Source organism: Streptomyces venezuelae (assembly GCF_008642375.1).
Lineage (GTDB): Bacteria > Actinomycetota > Actinomycetes > Streptomycetales > Streptomycetaceae > Streptomyces > Streptomyces venezuelae_G.
In genome coordinates, this window is sequence record NZ_CP029194.1 from 6,545,303 (window position 1) to 6,563,455 (window position 18,153).

General features: G+C 73.5%; 20 protein-coding genes. 11 read left to right on the forward strand and 9 right to left on the reverse strand.

Going from position 1 to position 18,153, the window contains the following annotated elements:
• Positions 1-25 precede the first annotated feature (25 nt).
• The 4 genes from rpsA to DEJ46_RS29920 all read left to right on the forward strand — a co-directional run bounded on the left by rpsA (position 26) and on the right by DEJ46_RS29920 (position 3,793).
• Positions 26-1,537, forward strand: a complete 1,512-nt coding sequence (gene rpsA, locus DEJ46_RS29905) for a 30S ribosomal protein S1 (RefSeq protein ID WP_015032828.1) — start codon at positions 26-28, stop codon at positions 1,535-1,537.
• A 187-nt stretch (positions 1,538-1,724) separates the two neighbouring features.
• Positions 1,725-2,663, forward strand: a complete 939-nt coding sequence (locus DEJ46_RS29910; RefSeq protein ID WP_150271333.1) for a PAC2 family protein — start codon at positions 1,725-1,727, stop codon at positions 2,661-2,663.
• Positions 2,664-2,717: 54 nt separating this feature from the next.
• Positions 2,718-3,323: a dephospho-CoA kinase gene (coaE, locus tag DEJ46_RS29915; protein WP_150271335.1), complete on the forward strand. Its 606-nt coding sequence runs from the start codon at positions 2,718-2,720 to the stop codon at positions 3,321-3,323.
• A gap of 101 nt (positions 3,324-3,424) precedes the next feature.
• Entirely contained in the window at positions 3,425-3,793 is a 369-nt protein-coding gene (locus DEJ46_RS29920; RefSeq protein ID WP_055644140.1) for a tetratricopeptide repeat protein, read from the forward strand.
• A 10-nt stretch (positions 3,794-3,803) separates the two neighbouring features.
• On the opposite strand, the gene DEJ46_RS29925 is transcribed toward DEJ46_RS29920, so the two are convergent.
• Together DEJ46_RS29925 and DEJ46_RS29930 are read right to left on the reverse strand one after the other, a co-directional pair.
• The gene (locus tag DEJ46_RS29925) at positions 3,804-4,073 is read right to left on the reverse strand and encodes a DUF6343 family protein (RefSeq protein ID WP_150271337.1); all 270 of its coding nucleotides are present in this window, start codon (positions 4,071-4,073) and stop codon (positions 3,804-3,806) included.
• 77 nt (positions 4,074-4,150) lie between these two features.
• Positions 4,151-4,489 carry a hypothetical protein gene (locus tag DEJ46_RS29930; protein ID WP_150271338.1) on the reverse strand — a complete coding sequence of 113 codons (339 nt, stop codon included), beginning with the start codon at positions 4,487-4,489 and terminating at the stop codon, positions 4,151-4,153.
• A 208-nt stretch (positions 4,490-4,697) separates the two neighbouring features.
• On the opposite strand from DEJ46_RS29930, the gene DEJ46_RS29935 reads away from it, so the two are divergent.
• From DEJ46_RS29935 to DEJ46_RS40785, 3 genes are all read left to right on the forward strand, one after another.
• On the forward strand, positions 4,698-7,547 hold the full coding sequence (locus tag DEJ46_RS29935) for a DEAD/DEAH box helicase (protein ID WP_150271340.1): 2,850 nt from the start codon (positions 4,698-4,700) through the stop codon (positions 7,545-7,547).
• Positions 7,544-8,812 (forward strand): SWIM zinc finger family protein, encoded by a 1,269-nt coding sequence (locus DEJ46_RS29940; protein ID WP_150271342.1) that lies wholly within the window; start codon positions 7,544-7,546, stop codon positions 8,810-8,812. The genes DEJ46_RS29935 and DEJ46_RS29940 overlap by 4 nt, the downstream gene beginning before the upstream one ends.
• Before the next feature lie 148 nt (positions 8,813-8,960).
• Positions 8,961-9,770 (forward strand): chaplin, encoded by an 810-nt coding sequence (locus DEJ46_RS40785; protein WP_150271344.1) that lies wholly within the window; start codon positions 8,961-8,963, stop codon positions 9,768-9,770.
• 79 nt (positions 9,771-9,849) lie between these two features.
• Here DEJ46_RS40785 and DEJ46_RS29950 read toward each other — a convergent pair whose 3' ends face one another.
• From DEJ46_RS29950 to DEJ46_RS29960, 3 genes are all read right to left on the reverse strand, one after another.
• A complete protein-coding gene (locus DEJ46_RS29950; protein ID WP_150271345.1) occupies positions 9,850-10,539 on the reverse strand; it encodes a DUF2293 domain-containing protein in 690 nt (229 codons plus the stop codon).
• A 13-nt stretch (positions 10,540-10,552) separates the two neighbouring features.
• Positions 10,553-11,011 (reverse strand): hypothetical protein, encoded by a 459-nt coding sequence (locus DEJ46_RS29955; RefSeq protein ID WP_150271347.1) that lies wholly within the window; start codon positions 11,009-11,011, stop codon positions 10,553-10,555.
• A 108-nt stretch (positions 11,012-11,119) separates the two neighbouring features.
• Positions 11,120-12,331 carry a pyridoxal phosphate-dependent aminotransferase gene (locus DEJ46_RS29960; protein WP_150271349.1) on the reverse strand — a complete coding sequence of 404 codons (1,212 nt, stop codon included), beginning with the start codon at positions 12,329-12,331 and terminating at the stop codon, positions 11,120-11,122.
• 91 nt (positions 12,332-12,422) lie between these two features.
• Here DEJ46_RS29960 and DEJ46_RS29965 point away from each other — a divergent pair, with 91 nt between their 5' ends.
• Complete coding sequence (locus DEJ46_RS29965; protein WP_150271351.1) at positions 12,423-13,067, forward strand: winged helix-turn-helix transcriptional regulator; 645 nt, start codon at positions 12,423-12,425, stop codon at positions 13,065-13,067.
• A 112-nt stretch (positions 13,068-13,179) separates the two neighbouring features.
• Positions 13,180-13,674, forward strand: coding sequence for a cupin domain-containing protein (locus DEJ46_RS29970; RefSeq protein ID WP_150271353.1), 495 nt, complete (start codon positions 13,180-13,182; stop codon positions 13,672-13,674).
• Here DEJ46_RS29970 and DEJ46_RS29975 read toward each other — a convergent pair.
• Positions 13,608-14,027, reverse strand: a complete 420-nt coding sequence (locus DEJ46_RS29975) for a MerR family transcriptional regulator (protein WP_190622964.1) — start codon at positions 14,025-14,027, stop codon at positions 13,608-13,610. The two genes, DEJ46_RS29970 and DEJ46_RS29975, sit on opposite strands and share 67 nt — an antisense overlap.
• Positions 14,028-14,053: 26 nt before the next feature.
• Positions 14,054-14,806, reverse strand: a complete 753-nt coding sequence (locus DEJ46_RS29980; protein ID WP_150271356.1) for an SDR family NAD(P)-dependent oxidoreductase — start codon at positions 14,804-14,806, stop codon at positions 14,054-14,056.
• A 96-nt stretch (positions 14,807-14,902) separates the two neighbouring features.
• Here DEJ46_RS29980 and DEJ46_RS29985 point away from each other — a divergent pair, with 96 nt between their 5' ends.
• Positions 14,903-15,544, forward strand: a complete 642-nt coding sequence (locus tag DEJ46_RS29985; protein WP_150271358.1) for a uridine kinase — start codon at positions 14,903-14,905, stop codon at positions 15,542-15,544.
• 79 nt (positions 15,545-15,623) lie between these two features.
• Here the strand turns inward: DEJ46_RS29985 and DEJ46_RS29990 are convergent, their stop codons facing one another.
• On the reverse strand, positions 15,624-16,538 hold the full coding sequence (locus DEJ46_RS29990) for a carbohydrate kinase family protein (RefSeq protein ID WP_150271360.1): 915 nt from the start codon (positions 16,536-16,538) through the stop codon (positions 15,624-15,626).
• A complete protein-coding gene (locus DEJ46_RS29995; protein ID WP_150271362.1) occupies positions 16,535-17,479 on the reverse strand; it encodes a pseudouridine-5'-phosphate glycosidase in 945 nt (314 codons plus the stop codon). The genes DEJ46_RS29990 and DEJ46_RS29995 overlap by 4 nt, the downstream gene beginning before the upstream one ends.
• 282 nt (positions 17,480-17,761) lie before the next feature.
• On the opposite strand from DEJ46_RS29995, the gene DEJ46_RS30000 reads away from it, so the two are divergent.
• Positions 17,762-18,118 (forward strand): cupin domain-containing protein, encoded by a 357-nt coding sequence (locus DEJ46_RS30000; protein ID WP_150271364.1) that lies wholly within the window; start codon positions 17,762-17,764, stop codon positions 18,116-18,118.
• Positions 18,119-18,153: the final 35 nt, after the last annotated feature.

Consider the following 18,153-nt stretch of genomic DNA (forward strand, 5'->3'; position numbering starts at 1 on the left):
GTCCGTAACCGGAGCCCTTTCCCACATGACGAGCAGCACCGAGACCACCGCCACCAGCACCACCCCGCAGGTTGCGGTCAACGACATCGGTAACGAGGAAGCCTTCCTCGCCGCGATCGACGAGACGATCAAGTACTTCAACGACGGCGACATCGTCGACGGCGTCATCGTGAAGGTCGACCGGGACGAGGTCCTGCTCGACATCGGTTACAAGACCGAAGGCGTCATCCCGAGCCGCGAGCTCTCGATCAAGCACGACGTCGACCCGAACGAGGTCGTCAAGGTCGGCGACGAGATCGAGGCCCTGGTTCTCCAGAAGGAGGACAAGGAAGGCCGCCTGATCCTCTCGAAGAAGCGCGCCCAGTACGAGCGCGCCTGGGGCACCATCGAGAAGATCAAGGAAGAGGACGGCATCGTCACCGGTACCGTCATCGAGGTTGTCAAGGGTGGTCTCATCCTCGACATCGGCCTCCGTGGCTTCCTGCCGGCCTCCCTCGTCGAGATGCGTCGCGTCCGCGACCTCCAGCCCTACGTGGGCAAGGAGCTCGAGGCGAAGATCATCGAGCTGGACAAGAACCGCAACAACGTGGTCCTGTCCCGCCGTGCCTGGCTCGAGCAGACCCAGTCCGAGGTTCGCCAGACGTTCCTCACCACCCTGCAGAAGGGTCAGGTCCGCTCCGGCGTCGTCTCCTCGATCGTCAACTTCGGTGCCTTCGTGGACCTGGGTGGCGTCGACGGCCTCGTGCACGTCTCCGAGCTGTCCTGGAAGCACATCGACCACCCGTCCGAGGTTGTCGAGGTCGGCCAGGAGGTCACCGTCGAGGTTCTCGACGTCGACATGGACCGCGAGCGTGTCTCCCTGTCGCTGAAGGCGACGCAGGAGGACCCGTGGCAGCAGTTCGCCCGTACGCACCAGATCGGTCAGGTCGTCCCGGGTAAGGTCACCAAGCTGGTTCCGTTCGGTGCGTTCGTCCGCGTGGACGAGGGCATCGAGGGTCTGGTCCACATCTCCGAGCTGGCCGAGCGCCACGTGGAGATCCCGGAGCAGGTCGTCCAGGTCAACGACGAGATCTTCGTCAAGGTCATCGACATCGACCTCGAGCGTCGTCGCATCAGCCTCTCGCTGAAGCAGGCCAACGAGTCCTTCGGTGCCGACCCGGCCTCGGTCGAGTTCGACCCGACCCTGTACGGCATGGCCGCGTCCTACGACGACCAGGGCAACTACATCTACCCCGAGGGCTTCGACCCCGAGACCAACGACTGGCTCGAGGGCTTCGAGACCCAGCGCGAGGCCTGGGAGACCCAGTACGCCGAGGCGCAGGCTCGTTTCGAGCAGCACCAGGCTCAGGTCATCAAGTCCCGCGAGGCCGACGAGGCCGCCGCTGCCGAGGGCGCTGCCGCCCCGGCCGCCGGCAACGCCGGTGCGGGCATCTCGGGTGGTTCGTACTCCTCGGAGTCGGACGACAACTCCGGCGCCCTGGCGTCGGACGAGGCGCTCGCCGCCCTCCGCGAGAAGCTCGCCGGCGGCCAGAGCTGAACAGGCTCTCCGCTGAGCGCTAGCCGCTAGCGAATCGAGGCCCGCTCCCCTTCGGGGGAGCGGGCCTCGGTCGTTTCCGCTCCCCCGCCGGGGCCCGTCGGACTCCTCCTCCGGAAGATCGGCCCGCGCGGGAATGGTGGTGCGGCTCACGGCGTTGCCAGAGAGAACACGAGGAGGAGCGGTAATCGTGCTTGATCCCCAGGATTTGTACGAATGGGACCCGAAGGGCCTGGCCGTCGTGGACCTGGCCTTGGCACAGGAGTCGGCCGGGCTGGTCATGCTGTACCACTTCGACGGCTACATCGACGCGGGCGAGGCGGGCGAGCAGATCGTCGAGCGGCTGCTCGACACCCTTCCCCACCAGCTGGTGGCCCGCTTCGACCACGACAGGCTCGTGGACTACCGCGCCCGCCGCCCCCTGCTGACCTTCCGGCGCGACCGCTGGACCGCGTACGAGACGCCGTCCATCGAGGTCCGCCTCGTCCAGGACGCCACCGGGGCACCCTTCCTGATCCTCTCGGGCCCCGAGCCCGACGTCGAGTGGGAGCGGTTCGCCGCCGCCGTCGGGCAGATCGTCGAGCGGCTCGGCGTGCGCCTCGCGGTCAACTTCCACGGCATCCCCATGGGCGTGCCGCACACCCGCCCCGTCGGCCTCACCCCGCACGGCACCCGCACGGACCTGATGCCGGGGCACGCCAGCCCCTTCGACGAGGCCCAGGTCCCCGGCAGCGCCGAGTCCCTCGTCGAGTACCGGCTCTCGGAGTCCGGCCACGACACCCTCGGGGTCGCCGCCCACGTCCCGCACTACGTGGCCCGCTCGCCGTACCCGGACGCCGCCCTCACCGTCCTGGAGGCCGTCACGGCCGCCACCGGCCTCGTGCTCCCCGGCGTCGCCCACGCGCTGCGGACGGAGGCCCGCCGCACCCAGACCGAGATCGACCGCCAGATCGGCGAGGGCGACGAGGAGCTCGTCGCGCTCGTCCAGGGCCTTGAGCACCAGTACGACGCGGTGGCCGGCGCCGAGACCCGCGGCAGCCTGGTCGCCGAGCCGGTCGACCTGCCGTCGGCCGACGAGCTGGGCCGCGAGTTCGAGCGCTTCCTCGCCGAGCGGGAGGGCGACGCATAGCCCTCTCCGGGGGCGACGCGCCGTCCTCGCCGGCCAGGCCCTAAGCTGCCGCTCATGCTGAAGGTGGGCCTGACCGGCGGGATCGGCGCCGGCAAGAGCGAAGTGTCGCGGCTGCTCGTCTCGTACGGGGCCGTGCTGATCGACGCGGATCGGATCGCCCGCGAGGTCGTCGAACCCGGGACACCGGGGCTCGCGGCCGTCGTGGAGGCGTTCGGGGACGGCGTCCTGACCGAGAGCGGGACGCTCGACCGTCCGAAGCTCGGCTCCATCGTGTTCGCCGACGCCGACCGGCTGGCCACCCTGAACGCCATCGTGCACCCCCTGGTCGGGGCCCGGTCGGCGGAGCTGGAGAGCCGGGCGGGCGCCGGAGACGTCGTCGTCCACGACGTACCCCTGCTCACCGAGAACGGACTCGCGCCGCTGTACGACCTGGTCGTGGTCGTGGACGCGTCCCCCGAGACCCAGCTCGACCGGCTCGTACGCCTCCGGGGCATGGACGCCTCCGAGGCCCGCGCCCGGATGGCCGCCCAGGCCGCGCGTGCTCAGCGGCTGGCGATCGCGGACCTCGTGATCGACAACGACGGTCCGCTGGAGTCGCTGGAACCGCAGGTGCGGAAGGTCTGGGACGAGCTGGAGCGGCGGGCCGCCGCCCCGGCCTGAGGCCCGTCCCCCGGCGCCCGGGCCGGTGCGGGGCGGAGTGTCGGCGGAATGCGCCCGCCGGGTTCGGTGTTCCCTCACCTCATCGAGGGAAGGATGCCATCGTGGCCGACACGAACCCGGAAACGCACGTCATCGACTTCCGCGCCGCCGAGCATCTGCTGGCCGCGCGGGACCCGCGTGGCGCCGTGAAGCTGCTGGACTCGGTGATCGCCGCCCACCCCGAGAACACGGCCGCGCGACTGCTGCGGGCCCGGGCGTTCTTCGCCGCCGCCCAGCTCCGTCCGGCCCAGCTGGAGTTCGAGCTGGTCCTGGAGCGCGAGCCGGACAACGCGTTCGCCCACTTCGCCCTGGCCCGCACCTTCGAGCGCTCCGGGCAGACCGCGCAGGCCACCCGGCACTTCCGGCTCGCCGCCGCGCTCGACCCGAAGCCGGAGTACCTCCAGGCGGCGGGGTTCGACACGCGGAACTGACGGCCGCCGTTCAGCGGCCCGTGCCGCCGTGATCGGGTTCGTACGGCGGGATGTTCCGGCCCGGCTGCCAGTGCGGGCCCTGGTGGATGTGGTGCAGCACCATCGCCAGGTCGCACACCACCACGAGGAAGAGCACCCCGCATGCCGCCGCCCAGCCGGGACGGCCCACCAGTGAGAAGACGGTCGTGCCGAAGACGGCCCAGAGCAGTCCCCACACAGCCAGCCAGAACCGCATGCGCAGGGGACTGCGCGCGGTCGCCGGTTCGTTCCCGGAACGCATGACGGTCACCATCTCCCGTCCGAGCCCCGAAGGGGGCTCTTCCAGGATGGACCCTGCGGAGGGGTGCGGGGAACCGGTCAGTGGATGACGCTGTAGCTGCGCCACGGCAAGGCGCCCGGCGCGATCTCGTTGCTGGTGCTGGTGGGGAGGTAGATGTTGTGCTTCCCCTTGCAGTCGCGCGTCGGGTACAGCCTGATGTCGACGAGGGTGTCGTTCTCGACCCTGGTCGCCCCTCTCGGGACGAGAAGGCGGTGGCAGCCGTTCACCGAGGGGCTCGTCACGGTCACCACGACGTCGCGCTCCGTCTCGTACGAGAGCGTGCCGACCATGGTGCGGTCCAGGCTCGAACAGCCGGCGACGGAGAGAGTGAGCAGCACGGCCCCGGTGGCGGTCGTGAGACGCCGGCGAACGGACATGGCGGTTCCTCTTCTGTCGGAGTCCGGGTCTTGCTCCGGCGGCACCTCGGGTGCACCCGGTCCAAGCCACCCTCGCGCCCCCGGAGGCCCGTGTCATCCGCTGCTGGGCCGCTCGGGCGAACCCGACTGACGGCCGTTGTCAGACCCCCGCCGTAAGGTCGGAGATCCGGTCGGACACTCGTCACCCGGTGGGAAGGAGCGCGGAGCCGTGGCACACACCTGGACGACCAGCGCCGCCGTCTTCCTGTCGGCCGCCCTGCCCCGCGAGGGCCGCGTCGCCTTCTGGGCCCCCGACGGCGACGCGCTGCCGGACCCGGCGGAGAGCGGCGCGGAGCGCGTCGAGCTGACCGTCGTCCGGAGGCACGGAAGCGGCGCCCGCTCACGGGCCGTGCCCGCCGTCACCCTCCCCGTCGCCGCCGCGCTGCCCCATCTCGTCGCGGCCCGCCGCCACCCCGCCGCGCACCCCGCCACCGCCTGCTGGGGGGCCGCCGCCCTGCACGCCCTCCAGCTGGTCGCCCGCGGCAGGCTGCTGCCCGGCCTCACCGCCGACGACATGGACGCCTGGCGGGCCGGCCCGCTGGACGCCGACGACATCGCCCACCTGCGGGCCGTCGCCGCGGCCATGCCGTACGAGGCGCACGCCGTGCCCGCCCCCGGACCCGGCCCGCTCCGCCTGCCCGATCCCGAGGCGCTCGTGCGCGCCTTCCTCGACGCGGTCGCCGACACCCTGCCCCGTACGCCGGCCGCCGCCCACGCGGTCGGGGCGCCGTTCGCGGCCCGCGCGCCGCAGCACCTGCCCCGCGCGCGTGCCTGGGCGGCGGAGGCCGCAGCCGGGATGGACGCGGGGGTACGGGTCTCGCTCCGCCTCGACCTGTCGGGGTACGAGCTGTTCGACATCGCCGACACCGCCGCGGGGGAGGAGGGCGGCGCCGAGCGTCAGGCCGCCGCCGCGGTCCTCCAGATCCACAGCCTCGCCGACCCGACCCTCGTCATCGACGCCCTGGCCCTGTGGGCGGGGGAAGGCGAGCACTTCGGGCCGCGCGCCCGGATCGACGCGGTGCTCGCCCTGCGCCGGGCCGCCCGCGTCTGGCCCCCGCTGGCCCGGCTCCTGGAGCGGGACGTGCCCGACGTCCTGGCCGTCAGCGAGGACGAGCTGTACGAACTGCTCGGCCCGGCGGCGGCCCGGCTCGCCGACGCCGGGATCGCCCTCCACTGGCCGCGCGAGCTGGCCCGCTCGCTGAGCGCCTCCGCCGTCGTCCGCCCCGCCCTCTCCGCGCCCGGCTCCGCGACCGACGGCACGGCCTTCTTCGACAGCGAGGAGCTCCTGCGGTTCAACTGGCAGCTGGCTCTCGACGGCGATCCCCTCACCGAGCGGGAGATGGACCTCCTCGCCGAGGCCCACCGGCCCGTCGTGCGCCTCCGCGACCAGTGGGTCGTCGTCGACCCCGACCTCGTCCGCAAGGCCCGCAAGCGCGAGCTGGGCCTGCTGGAACCGGTCGACGCGCTCGCCGTCGCCCTCACCGGCACCGCGGAGGTGGACGGCGAGACCGTCCCCGCCGTCCCCGTCGGGGCGCTCGCCGCCCTCCGGGACCGGCTCATGGCCGGCCCCGAGACCGTGCAGGCCCCGCCCGGCCTGACCGCCACCCTCCGCGACTACCAGCTCCGCGGCCTCGCCTGGCTGGACCTGATGACCTCGCTCGGCCTCGGCGGCTGCCTCGCCGACGACATGGGCCTCGGCAAGACCGTCACGCTCATCGCCCTCCACCTGCGCCGCGCCCGCCGCGCCCCCACCCTCGTCGTCTGCCCGGCATCCCTCCTCGGCAACTGGCAGCGGGAGATCGAGAAGTTCGCCCCCGGCACCCCGGTGCGCCGCTTCCACGGCGCCGACCGCGGACTCGACGGCGTGGACGGCGGTTTCGTCCTCACCACCTACGGCACCCTGCGCACCAGCGCCGCCCAACTCGCCGAGCGGGAGTGGGGCATGGTCGTCGCCGACGAGGCGCAGCACGTCAAGAACCCGTTCTCCGCGACCGCGAAGGCGCTGCGCGAGATCCCGGCACCGGCGCGGGTCGCCCTGACAGGCACCCCCGTGGAGAACAACCTCTCCGAACTGTGGGCGCTCCTCGACTGGACCACCCCCGGTCTCCTCGGCCCGCTCAAGGCCTTCCGCTCCCGCCACGCCCGTGCCGTCGAGAACAACGAGGAGATCGAGCACGCGGAGGCCGTCGAGCGGCTCGCCCGGCTCGTACGGCCCTTCCTGCTGCGCCGCCGCAAGTCCGACCCCGGGATCGTCCCCGAGCTGCCGCCCAAGACCGAGTCCGACCATCCCGTGTCCCTCACCCGGGAACAGGCCTCGCTGTACGAGGCGGTCGTCCGCGAGACGATGGCGCAGATCGAGGCCGCCGAGGGCATGGCCCGCCGCGGGCTCGTCATGAAGCTGCTGACCTCCCTCAAGCAGATCTGCAACCACCCCGCGCAGTACCTCAAGGAGCAGGCGCCGCGCGGCAGCGGCACCGCCCGGCTGGCCGGCCGCTCCGGGAAGCTCGCCCTGCTCGACGAGCTCCTCGACACGATCCTCGCCGAGGACGGCTCCGTGCTCGTCTTCACCCAGTACGTGTCGATGGCCAGGCTCCTCGCCGATCACCTGGCCGCGCGCGGCATCCAGGCCCAACTGCTCCACGGCGGCACCCCGGTGGCCGAGCGCGAGCGGATGGTCGACCGCTTCCAGGCCGGCGAGATCCCCGTCTTCCTGCTCTCCCTGAAGGCCGCGGGGACGGGCCTCAACCTCACCCGCGCCGGCCACGTCGTGCACTACGACCGCTGGTGGAACCCGGCCGTCGAGGAGCAGGCCACCGACCGGGCCTACCGGATCGGACAGACCCAGCCGGTGCAGGTCCACCGCCTCGTCGCCGAGGGCACGGTCGAGGACCGCATCGCCGAGATGCTGCTCGCCAAGCGGGCCCTGGCCGATGCCGTCCTCGGCTCCGGCGAGGCCGCCCTGACCGAGCTGACCGACCGCGAGCTGGCCGACCTGGTGTCCCTGAGGAGGCACGCGTGAACCACCTGCGCTCCGCCCGCGGGGGCCTGCCCCGTCACGACGACCGCCGCCGGAGCTTCCCGCAGGTCGCGCCCCGCGACGCGCCCGACGGACGGTTCGCCGCCACATGGTGGGGGAACGCCTGGGTCGAGGCGCTGGAGGGCACCGCCCTCGACCCGGCGCGCCTCGCACGCGGGAAGGCGTACGCAGGGCGCGGCCACGTCGATGCGATCACCGTCACCCCCGGCCGGGTCGTCGCCTACGTCCACGGCAGCCGCACCCGCCCGTACCGCACCGAGATCAGGATGCGGACCCTCGGCGACGACGGCTGGGAGCGGTTCCTCGACGAGGCCACCGCCCGCCCCGATCACATCGCCGCCCTCCTCGACAAGGACGTGCCGCACGCCCTGGAGGCCGTCACCGGCCTGCTGCCCGCGCCGGGGGACCTCGTCCCCGACTGCTCCTGCCCGGACGACGGTTACCCCTGCAAGCACGCCGCCGCGCTCTGCTACCAGGCGGCGAGACTCCTCGACGAGGACCCGTTCGTCCTCTTCCTGATGCGCGGTCGCGGCGAGCAGGAGCTGCTCGCCGAGCTCACCCGGCGCAACGCCGCCCGGTCCGCCGCCGAGACGACCGCCGCCGCGCCGCCGATGCCGACGGTCCCCGCCCGCGCCGCGCTCGCCGCGACGGCGGCCGGACTCCTGCCGCTTCCCCGGCCGTTGGCGCTTCCCGACCGGCCGGGCCGTCCGGCCGTCTTCCCGCCCGATCCCGAGGCCCCCGATCCGCTCGCCCTCGACCTCCTGGCGAGCGAGGCCGCGGTCCGCGCCCACACCTTCCTCGCCACCGGACACGACCCGGTCGCCGCGCTCACCCCGTGGCAGGACGCGGTCCGGCTGGCCGCAGCGCACCCCGGTTCCGGGCTCACCGCCTCGACCCGCGCTCTCTACCGCGACCTGGCCTACGCGTTGGACCGCACACCCACGGACCTGGCCCGGGCCGTCGCCGCCTGGCGGCAGGGCGGCGCCGCCGGACTCGCGGTCCTGGAGGAGCCCTGGGACCCGCCGGCCGGCCCGTTCGACCGGGCCCGACCCGCGCTGCTCGCCGCCGACTTCCCCGCCTTCCGCCCCTGGCGCAACCGGCTTTCGACGGAATCCCTCCAGCTCAGGCTGGGCCGGGACGGCCTCTGGTACGGCTACGAGTCGGACGCGGGCCGCGAGGACTGGTGGCCGCGCGGCGAGCCCGATCCGGACCCGGTAGGCGCCCTCACCGACCTCCTGGGAAGGTGACGGGAAGGGGGCCGACACTCGAACGGCTCCCCAAGGCACCCCACTCGAAGGAGTGAATCACGCCAACGGCCGGATCCGGCACCCGTGTTTGTCGCGTTGATTCCGGTACGGGCGCTTGCCCGTTTACACCTCCGGAAGGCAGGAAGCCATGAGGCAGATTCGCCGAAGTGGTCTGGCCACACTGATGGTCACGGGTGGGGCGCTCGCGCTCTCGGCGGGCGCCGCCCATGCAGACGCCGGTGCCGAGGGCGCCGCGGTCGGTTCGCCGGGGGTGGTCTCCGGCAACACGGTCCAGCTGCCCGTGCACGTACCGGTCAACGTCTGCGGCAACACGGTCAACGTCATCGGGCTGCTCAACCCGGCGGCCGGCAACAGCTGTGCCAACAAGTCGGCCGCGCCCGAGCCGGGCGGCTACGGCGAGGAGGACGGCGGCCGGTCGCACAAGGACCTGCCCGGCACCCCGCGCGGCGGCGAGCAGGGCGGCGGCTCCGAGGGCGGCTCCGCTGGGGGCGGCTCCTCCAACGGCGGTGGCGCCACCGCCGAGACCCACACCGAGGGTTCCCCCGGCATCCTCTCGGGCAACGGCCTCCAGCTGCCGATCGACCTTCCCGTGAACGTCAGCGGGAACTCGGTCAACGTCGTCGGCATCGGCAACCCGGCCGTCGGCAACACCGCGGTCAACGGCCCCGGCAAGCCCGCCCAGCCGATCGAGAAGCCGACGCCGCGCCCGCAGACCCCCGTCAGGAACGTGCCGGTTCCGCGCGCCGAGGAGACCCCGAAGCCCGCCCCCGCGCCCGTGCCCGCCCCCGCTCACGCACCGCAGAGCGAGTCCGACGACGTCGCGCTGGCCGCGACGGGCTCGGAGACCGTCGGCTACGCCGCCGCGGGGAGCGCCGCGCTGCTGCTCGGCGGCGCCCTGATGTACCGCCGCGCCCGCCGCGCCGGGGACCAGGCCTGACGGTCCCCTCCCCGCGCCGGGGACCGGACCCAGGGTCCGCCCTGCGCGCCCCGACCGACGCGCGCTGACACCCGAGCCGTCAGCCGCGTCCCGGGCCGCGCGTGTCCTCGGCGCCGTGGCGCCAGGCCCGGAGCACCGCCTCGATGGCGGGAGCGACCCTCGTCCGGGCCTGGTGCCGGGGAACACCCTGCATCAGCAGGCTGTCGTACGGTGTGTCGACATGCCGTACGGAGGCGCGTACGGCGGCGGTGACGGCGCCCCGGTCGAGCGACCGGCCCGCGGCCGTGCGCCCCACGCGCCCGCTGCCCTTCGCCGAGGCGTGCTCGGAGATCTCCGTGGCCCGGTCCCCCGGGCAGGACGGGAACAGGCGGAGGATCTCGGCCCGCAGGGTCGCGGTGATCTCGGCGTCGACCGCCGCCCGCCGCGCCGCGTCCCGGGCCCGTCGCCTGGCCCGTGCCTCCGCGTCCGCCAGGCAGGCCGCCTCCGCCCGTGCCAGCGCCGCCTCCTCTACGAGCAGGCCCTGACGCTCGTACCGCGTACGGCGCTTGTTGTGCCGTACCACCACCGCCCAGAGGGTGCTGCCCTCCCTGGCGCGCCGGGTGAGCGCCGCGTCCCCCCTGCGCAGGAACACCAGATGGCCCAGGTCGGCGCAGTCCAGGCAGACCAGTGTGTTGAACTCGACGACCATCCGCTCCAGCGGCCCCTGGAGGCACTCCGAGCAGCGGCGCCGCCGCAGCGGCTCCACGACGACGGGTGCGACGAGGTCCACGTCCCGCCTCCCCTCAGCGGACGCCGGGCGCGGCGGCGGCGATGAACGTGGCGAGCGACTCCTTGGCCCTCTCCGAACGGCGGGCGCGATCCGCCTCGTCGACCGCGTCGTGCATGCAGTGGGACTCCACGAAGGCCGCCTCGGCGAGCCGTCGGGTCTCCGGGTCGTCGCAGACCAACTGGACGCGGAAGAGTGCCTGTCGGGCGGCGGTGCGCTGCCGGTACGAGGCGTGGCGGGACTCCTCCGCCTCCTTCGAGCCGGGCTTCATGGCCGCCCGGAACCAGCGGTCGTTCTGGCTGTGCCGGTAGTCGACGACCGCGCCCGCGAAGGCGCTGTACGTCTCGATCCGCTCCTGGCGCAACTGCTCGTTCCGGGCGAGCGCGGCTGTCCGCTCCGTGGTCCGGCCCTGGAACCAGTGCGTGGCGACCACGCCCAGCAGAGTTCCCATCACGGCTATCAGCGCCACATCCATGACCGGCCGACCCTCCCCGATTCTCCGGCCGCAGTCCTCGGCCGATTCGCTCGTCCGCGTCCGAAGATCCTTCGGACCCTCAGATCATGACAGCCGGGGGGCGGGACGTCACTGGCGGTAGCTGCTCAGGAAGCGGCCGATGCGGCTGATGGCGGCGTCGAGGTCGTCGGCGTACGGCAGGGTCAGGATGCGGAAGTGGTCCGGGCGCGGCCAGTTGAAGCCCGTTCCCTGGACGACCTGGATCTTCTCCCGCAGCAGCAGGTCGAGGACGAACTTCTCGTCGTCGTGGATCTTGTGCACGGCGGGGTCGAGGCGCGGGAAGGCGTACAGCGCGCCCTTCGGCTTCACGCACGAGACGCCGGGGATCTCGTTGAGCTTCTCCCAGGCCCGGTCGCGCTGTTCGCGCAGCCGGCCGCCGGGGGCGGTGAGCTCGTGGATCGACTGCCGGCCGCCGAGCGCGGCCTGGATGGCGTACTGGGCGGGGGCGTTGGGGCAGAGCCGCATGGAGGCCAGCATGGTGAGGCCCTCCAGGTAGTTCCTGGCGTGCTGCTTCGGTCCGCTGACGACCAGCCAGCCGGAGCGGAAGCCCGCCACCCGGTACGTCTTCGAGAGCCCGCCGAAGGTCATGACCACCAGGTCGGGGGCGAGGGAGGCGGCCGGGTAGTGGACGGCCTCGTCGTAGACGATCTGGTCGTAGATCTCGTCGGCGAAGACCATCAGGCCGTGGCGGCGGGCGAGATCGAGGATGCCCTCGACGATCTCCTTCGGATAGACCGCCCCGGTGGGGTTGTTGGGGTTGATGATGACGACGGCCCGGGTCCGGTCGGTGATCTTCGACGCCATGTCGTCGAGGTCCGGGTACCAGTCGGCCGACTCGTCGCAGAGGTAGTGCACCGCCTTGCCGCCGGCGAGGGTGGTGACCGCCGTCCAGAGCGGGAAGTCAGGGGCGGGGATCAGGACTTCGTCGCCGTCCTCCAGGAGGGCCTGGACGGCCATGGAGACCAGTTCCGACACACCGTTGCCGAGGAAGACGTCGTCGACGTCGACCTCGGGCAGGCCCATGGCCTGGTAGCGCTGGGCGACGGCGCGGCGGGCCGAGAGGATGCCACGGGAGTCCGTGTAGCCGTGGGCCTTGGGGAGCATCCGGATCATGTCCTGGACGATCTCCTCGGGCGCCTCGAAGCCGAAGAGCGCCGGGTTTCCGGTGTTGAGGCGCAGGACGCTGTGGCCCGCCTCCTCCAGCGCGTTGGCGTGCTCGATCACCGGACCGCGGATCTCGTAGCAGACCTCGCTCAGCTTGCTCGACTGCCGGAACTCCATGTCCGACCTCCCCAGGTCCCCGGAATCAGTGTTGCTTGGTTTTACCAAGTTAGAGCTTGGAAAGTCCAACAACATGTCTAGACTGCGTCGCATGCCACGTCAGCCACGCCGCCGCAGCTACGACCAGCACTGCGCCGCAGCGCGCGCCCTCGACCTCGTCGGCGACCGCTGGACCCTGCTCGTCGTCCGCGAACTCCTCGCCGGTCCGCGCCGCTACACCGACCTCCACGCCGACCTCCCGGGCGTCAGCACCGACATGCTCGCCGGACGCCTCAAGGACATGGAGGGTGCCGAGCTCGTCACCCGCCGCCGACTGCCCCCGCCCGCCTCGGCGTCCGTGTACGAACTCACCCCGCGCGGCCGGGACCTGCTGCCCGTCCTGCGCTCGCTCGCCGCGTGGGGGGCGCCCGAGCTGGGCGAACCGCGGCCGACCGACGCCGTCCGTGCGCACTGGTACGCGATCCCGCTCCTCGGACCGCTCGCGGAACTGGGCCCCGGGGTCGTCCAGGTGAGCCTGGACGAGGGGGAGTTCCATGTACGGATCGGGGGCGACGGGAGCGTGGCGTACGGGGACGGGACGTACGGGGACGGGGCGACGGGCGCCCCCGATGCCCGGCTGCGGACCGACGTGGCGACCTGCCGGGCCCTCGCCGAGGGGGAGTTGACGCTCGCCGCGGCGATCGAGTCGGGGCGGGCAACCCTCGAACGTACCGCATCGGCCGTGCAGGCGCGCTGACCCGCGTTCCTTGATCGAATTCCCGACCCGGACCTCCCGCCTCCGGGTAGCGTATGGCCGTTTCGGCGGTCGTGGAACGTACGGCCGCCCCGCGAACTCGGAGGGCGATTCCATGGGGCTGGGGCTGGACATAGGCGAGGCGGCGCGCGTCGCGCGCCGCCGCAGAAGTCGTCCCGTCGCGGGCACGGGCGCCGCGGTGGCGGTCGTACCGTCCGCCACGGTGGCCTCGCCCGGCAGCGGCGTCAGTGGAACCGTGCTCGCCAAGGGCACCTCGGACGGCGAGCTGAAGGTCGAGCCGCCCGAGGGCGACACCGATGTCGTCGTCCGGACCATCACCATCGCCCCCGGTGGTTCGACCGGCTGGCACCACCATCCCGGACAGGTCATCGCCGTCGTCCAGGCCGGCACGCTCACCCGTACCCTCGACGACTGTTCGGTCGAAGTGACCTCGGCGGGCGGGGCGTTCGTCGAAGCCTCGGGCGGGGAGCACGTCCACGTCGGCCGCAACCTCGGCAGCGAGCCCGTCGTCCTGTACGTGACCTACCTGCTGCCCAAGGGGGCACCGCTCTCGATCGACGAGCCGGCCCCGGCCTGCGCCCCGGCCTGAGACCAGGGCTGAGCGTCCGCCAGGGCGGCCGCCAGCCGGTCCCGGGCCGCGGTCTGCGCCGCGATCCGCGCGTCGAGGACGGCCAGTCGCTCGCGGGCGATCTCCAGCCCGCGGGCGGACGGCACGGCCGAGGGCATGTCGCCGTCGAGGCAGGAGCGGAACGCGGACACGTCGTCCAGCGTGAGCCCGGCGGCCAGCAGGTAGCGGATGTTGGACACGCGCGCGACGGCGCCTTCCCCGTACACCCGGTATCCGTTGTCCGCCCGGGTCGACGCGATCAGTCCCGCCTGCTCGTAGTGGCGCAGCGCGCGCGGCGACACCCCTGTCCGCCGGGCCAGTTCACCGATGCGCAAGGACGCCACCTCCGCCCGCAGTCGTATCACGTGACCAGCGCGCCCCCGTCGACGGGCAGGATGACGCCGGTCACGAAACCCGAGTCGGGCGCGGCGAGCGAGGTGATCACCCGTGCGACCTCCTCGGGCCTGCCGAGGCGCCCCAGCGGGGTGTGCGTGAGCTGCCAGGCCCGCAGCGCCGCCAACCGCTCGGGGGAGAGGCCCATGTGGTCGGCGATCGGGGTGTCGATCGCGCCGGGGGCGACGGCCACCACGCGGACTCCGGCGGGCGCGAGCTCCAGTGCCCAGCACCGGGTCAGGGTCTCCAGGGCGCTCTTGGTCGCCGGATAGACGGAGTTGGCGGGCCAGCCGCGCTGCCCGACCGCCGTCGACACGTTCACCACCACGCCCCGGGACTCCTTGAGCGCGGGGACGGCGGCCTGGGTGAGGAGGACGGGGGCGACGAGGTTCGTCTCCAGGAGCGGGGTGATCACGGAGCGGTCGAGGGTGCCGAGGGGGCCGCCGGAGGAGATCCCGGCGTTGTTGACGAGGACGTCGAGGCGGCCGTGGGCGGTCACGGCCGCCTCGACGATCTCCTCGGCGGCCCCCTCCGCCGTCACGTCCGCGACGAACGGGTGGATCCCGGGGTGTCCCTCGGCGGCCTCCCGCAGTGGCTCCTTCCTGCGGCCGACGGCGACGACCGTCGCCCCCTGTCCGGCGAAGGCGCGCGCGGTGGCCCGGCCGATGCCGGTGCCCGCGCCCGTGACGACGACGACCCTGGTGGGTGTGGTGGTGTCCATGAATCCGATGGTCGAACAGTGACGCCAGTGACAAGGTCAAGCCGTGACGACGCGGAATGTGCCGGGATGCGGGAAGTGGCGGGCAGGATGAGCGGGATGCGATACGAGGCGATCACCTGGGAACGGCTGGCCGGCACGCTCGCCGGGCACCTGGACGCGGCCACGCCCGGCGACGGCGGGCCATGGCTCAAGGTCGGCATCGACGGGCCGCCCGCCGCACCCGGCGGCGAGCTCGCCGGACTCCTGGCCGAGGCACTCCGGGCACGCGGCAGAGCCGTCCACGTGGCCGGCACCGGCGGCTTCCTGCGGCCCGCCTCCCTCCGGTACGAGTACGGGAAGAGGGACCCCGACGCGTACTACGACGGGTGGACCGACATCGGGGCCCTCTGGCGCGAGGTCTTCGCCCCGCTGGAGCCCGGCGGCACCGGACGTGTGCTGCCCGACCTGTGGGACCCGGCCACGGACCGGGCGACCCGCAGCCCGTACGTGACGCTGCCGCCCGGCGGGGTGCTGCTGCTCCACGGGCCGTTCCTCCTCGGCCACTGGTTCCCCTTCGATCTCACCGTGCACCTGCGTCTCTCGCCCGGCGCACTCGCCCGGCGCACCGAGGAGTCCTGGACGCTGCCCGCGTTCGCGCGGTACGAGACGGAGGTAGACCCCGTCGCGACCGCCGACGCCGTCGTGCGCGCCGACGACCCGCGCCACCCGGCCTGGACCGGGCTGGGCGGCAGGGGCTGACAGCGACCGACGAGGACCGACCGGGGCCAAGGAGCTGGCCGGGGCCAAGGAGCTGACCGGGGCCGAGGGGAGTCCGGGGCTAAGGGGAGTCCGGGGGGCGGCCTCCCACGAGAGTGACCGCCTCCGCGCCCGCACGGCATCCGGCCTCCGCGGCCTTCGCGGCGTCCGCGCCCGCGAGCCGGGCCGCCAGGAACGCCCCGGTGAAGGCGTCGCCCGCGCCCGTCGAGTCCACCCGCAGCGCCGCGGGCACCGGAGGCGCCGCCACTCGTGCCGTGACCGCGCCGTCCTCGGCGACCAGCGCGCCCGCCGCTCCGAGAGTGACCACGACCAGCGGGTGGCGCCGGCTCAGCTCCGCGGCCGCCGCTTCCGGTTCACGGCCCCCGGCCAGCAGTCGGGCCTCGTCGGCGTTGGGCAGCAGGACGTCGGCGCCCGCCGTGGCCGTCAGGAACCCGTCCACCCCCAGCTCCGCGAGGAACCCCGCCGAGGCCGGGTCGATGCTCACCGGGACGCCCGCCTCCTGTGCGTCCCGCAGCGCACGCCGGGCCGTCTCGCGGCTCGTCGCGGCGAAGAACAGGTAGCCGGACAGATGCAGAGCGGCCACTCCGTCGAGCAGGCCGGCCGTCCAGTCGCCGGGGGAGAGGCGCAGCGCGGCGCCGCTGTCGGTGAGGAAGGTCCGCTCGGCCGAGGTGTCGACGAGCGCGATCACGGTGGCCGTCGCGACCTCCGTGTCCCGGACCAGCAAGGGGTGCACCCCGGCCCGTCTCAGCGCCCGCTCGTGCCACTCCGCCGCGTCCGTCCCGACCCGGCCGAGCAGCCGTACGTCCTCGCAGCCGGAACGCACCGCCCAGCAGGCCGCGTTGGCTCCGGCGCCGCCCGGGAGGGTCCGGATCTCCGCCGCCGTGTCCGTCGCGGCGGCGAGGGGCGTCCGGTGCCGGGCGACGACGTCCGTCACCACGTCCCCGACGACCAGCAGCGCGCGCCCCGGCCGCCTCACCGGCCGCCCGCGCCGGTCGCCCCCGCGCTCGGTATCCCCGAGCGGTACGCCGTCGCGATCCGGGCGGCGAGCCGGACGTTGCCCCGGACCGCCGCGAGGTTCGCCTCCAGGGACGCCCCTTCGGTGTGCACCGTCAGGTATTCGAGCAGGAACGGCGTCACCGCCTGCCCCGTGATCGCCTTCTCCTTCGCCGCCGCGAGCCCCCGTGCGAGGACCCGGTCGTGGAGCGCCGGGTCCAACTGCTCCGCCTCCGGCACCGGGTTGGCCACGACGAGCGCGGCCTGCCGCCCGCCGAGCGCGTCCTGGGCCCGTATGACCGCCGCCACCTCCTCCGGGCTCCGCAGGGTCCAGTCGACGGGCTCGCCCGAGGAGGACAGATAGAACCCGGGGAAGTGCTCGGTGCCGTACCCGACGACCGTCACCCCCAGCGTCTCCAGGCGCTGCAGCGTCGCCGGCACGTCGAGGATCGACTTCACCCCGGCGCACACCACCGTGATCCCGACCTCGGCGAGCAGGCGCAGGTCGGCCGATTCGTCCTGCGTCTCGCTCCACTCGCGGTGCACGCCGCCGAGGCCGCCGGTCGCGAAGACCCGTAGGCCCGCCGCGTCCGCGAGCCATGCCGTCGCCGAGACCGTCGTCGCCCCGGTCACCCCGGTCGCCAGGGCCGGGGCCAGATCGCGGTGGCCCAGCTTCCGCACCGCGGGGTCCTCTGCGATCCGGACCAGCGCCGCGCGGTCCAGGCCGACCCGGGCGGTGCCGTCGATCACGGCGACGGTGGCGGGGACGGCGCCCCCGGCCCGTACGAGCTCCTCCAGCTCCAGGGCGACGGCCAGATTGCGCGGGCGGGGCAGGCCGTGGGCGATGATCGTCGATTCCAGCGCGACGACGGGACGCCGCTCGTGGAGCGCCTCCCGTACCTCTTCGGACACCTGTGTGGACATGTCCCATTCCTGGCGCGACCACGGGTCCCGCAAACCTCGCTGGCGAGCTCCTGCCACACACCGCGGCACCTTCGGCCACGGCTGCGGAATCCGTGACGGCGGCGCCGCTCCGGCGGCCGGGGACCGCCACGGGCCCCGGCGCGCCTCACCGGGAGCGTGGTGCGGAATCCGTCGCCGTCGGCGTATTCGGGTAAGTCGCCTGGTAGGAGGCGAAGCGGAGTGATCTGTTCCATCAGATCCCGGTCCTCGGGCGGCTCCGGACCCCCGCTACAGTCACCGCCCATGACGACACATGACGTGCCTTCCTTCGCCGTGCACATCCCCGACGCGGAGCTCGAGGCGGACCCGCTCGACCCCGCCCAGATCGTCTCCGGCACGCCCGAGGTGACGGGCAAGGTGCTGTGGGAGTCCGCTGACGGAAAGCAGCTGCGCGGCATCTGGCAGATCACGCCCGGCGTCGTCACCGACACCGAGGCCAACGAGCTCTTCGTGGTGGTCAGCGGACGGGCGACCGTCGTCGTCGAGGGCGGGGAGACCCTGGAGATCGGACCCGGCGACGCATGCGTGCTGCGCGAGGGCGACCGGACGACCTGGACCGTGCACGAGACCCTCCGCAAGGCGTACCACATCAGCCTCTGAGGCCTCCTGGGGTGCCCGCGGCGGCGGCTCCGACG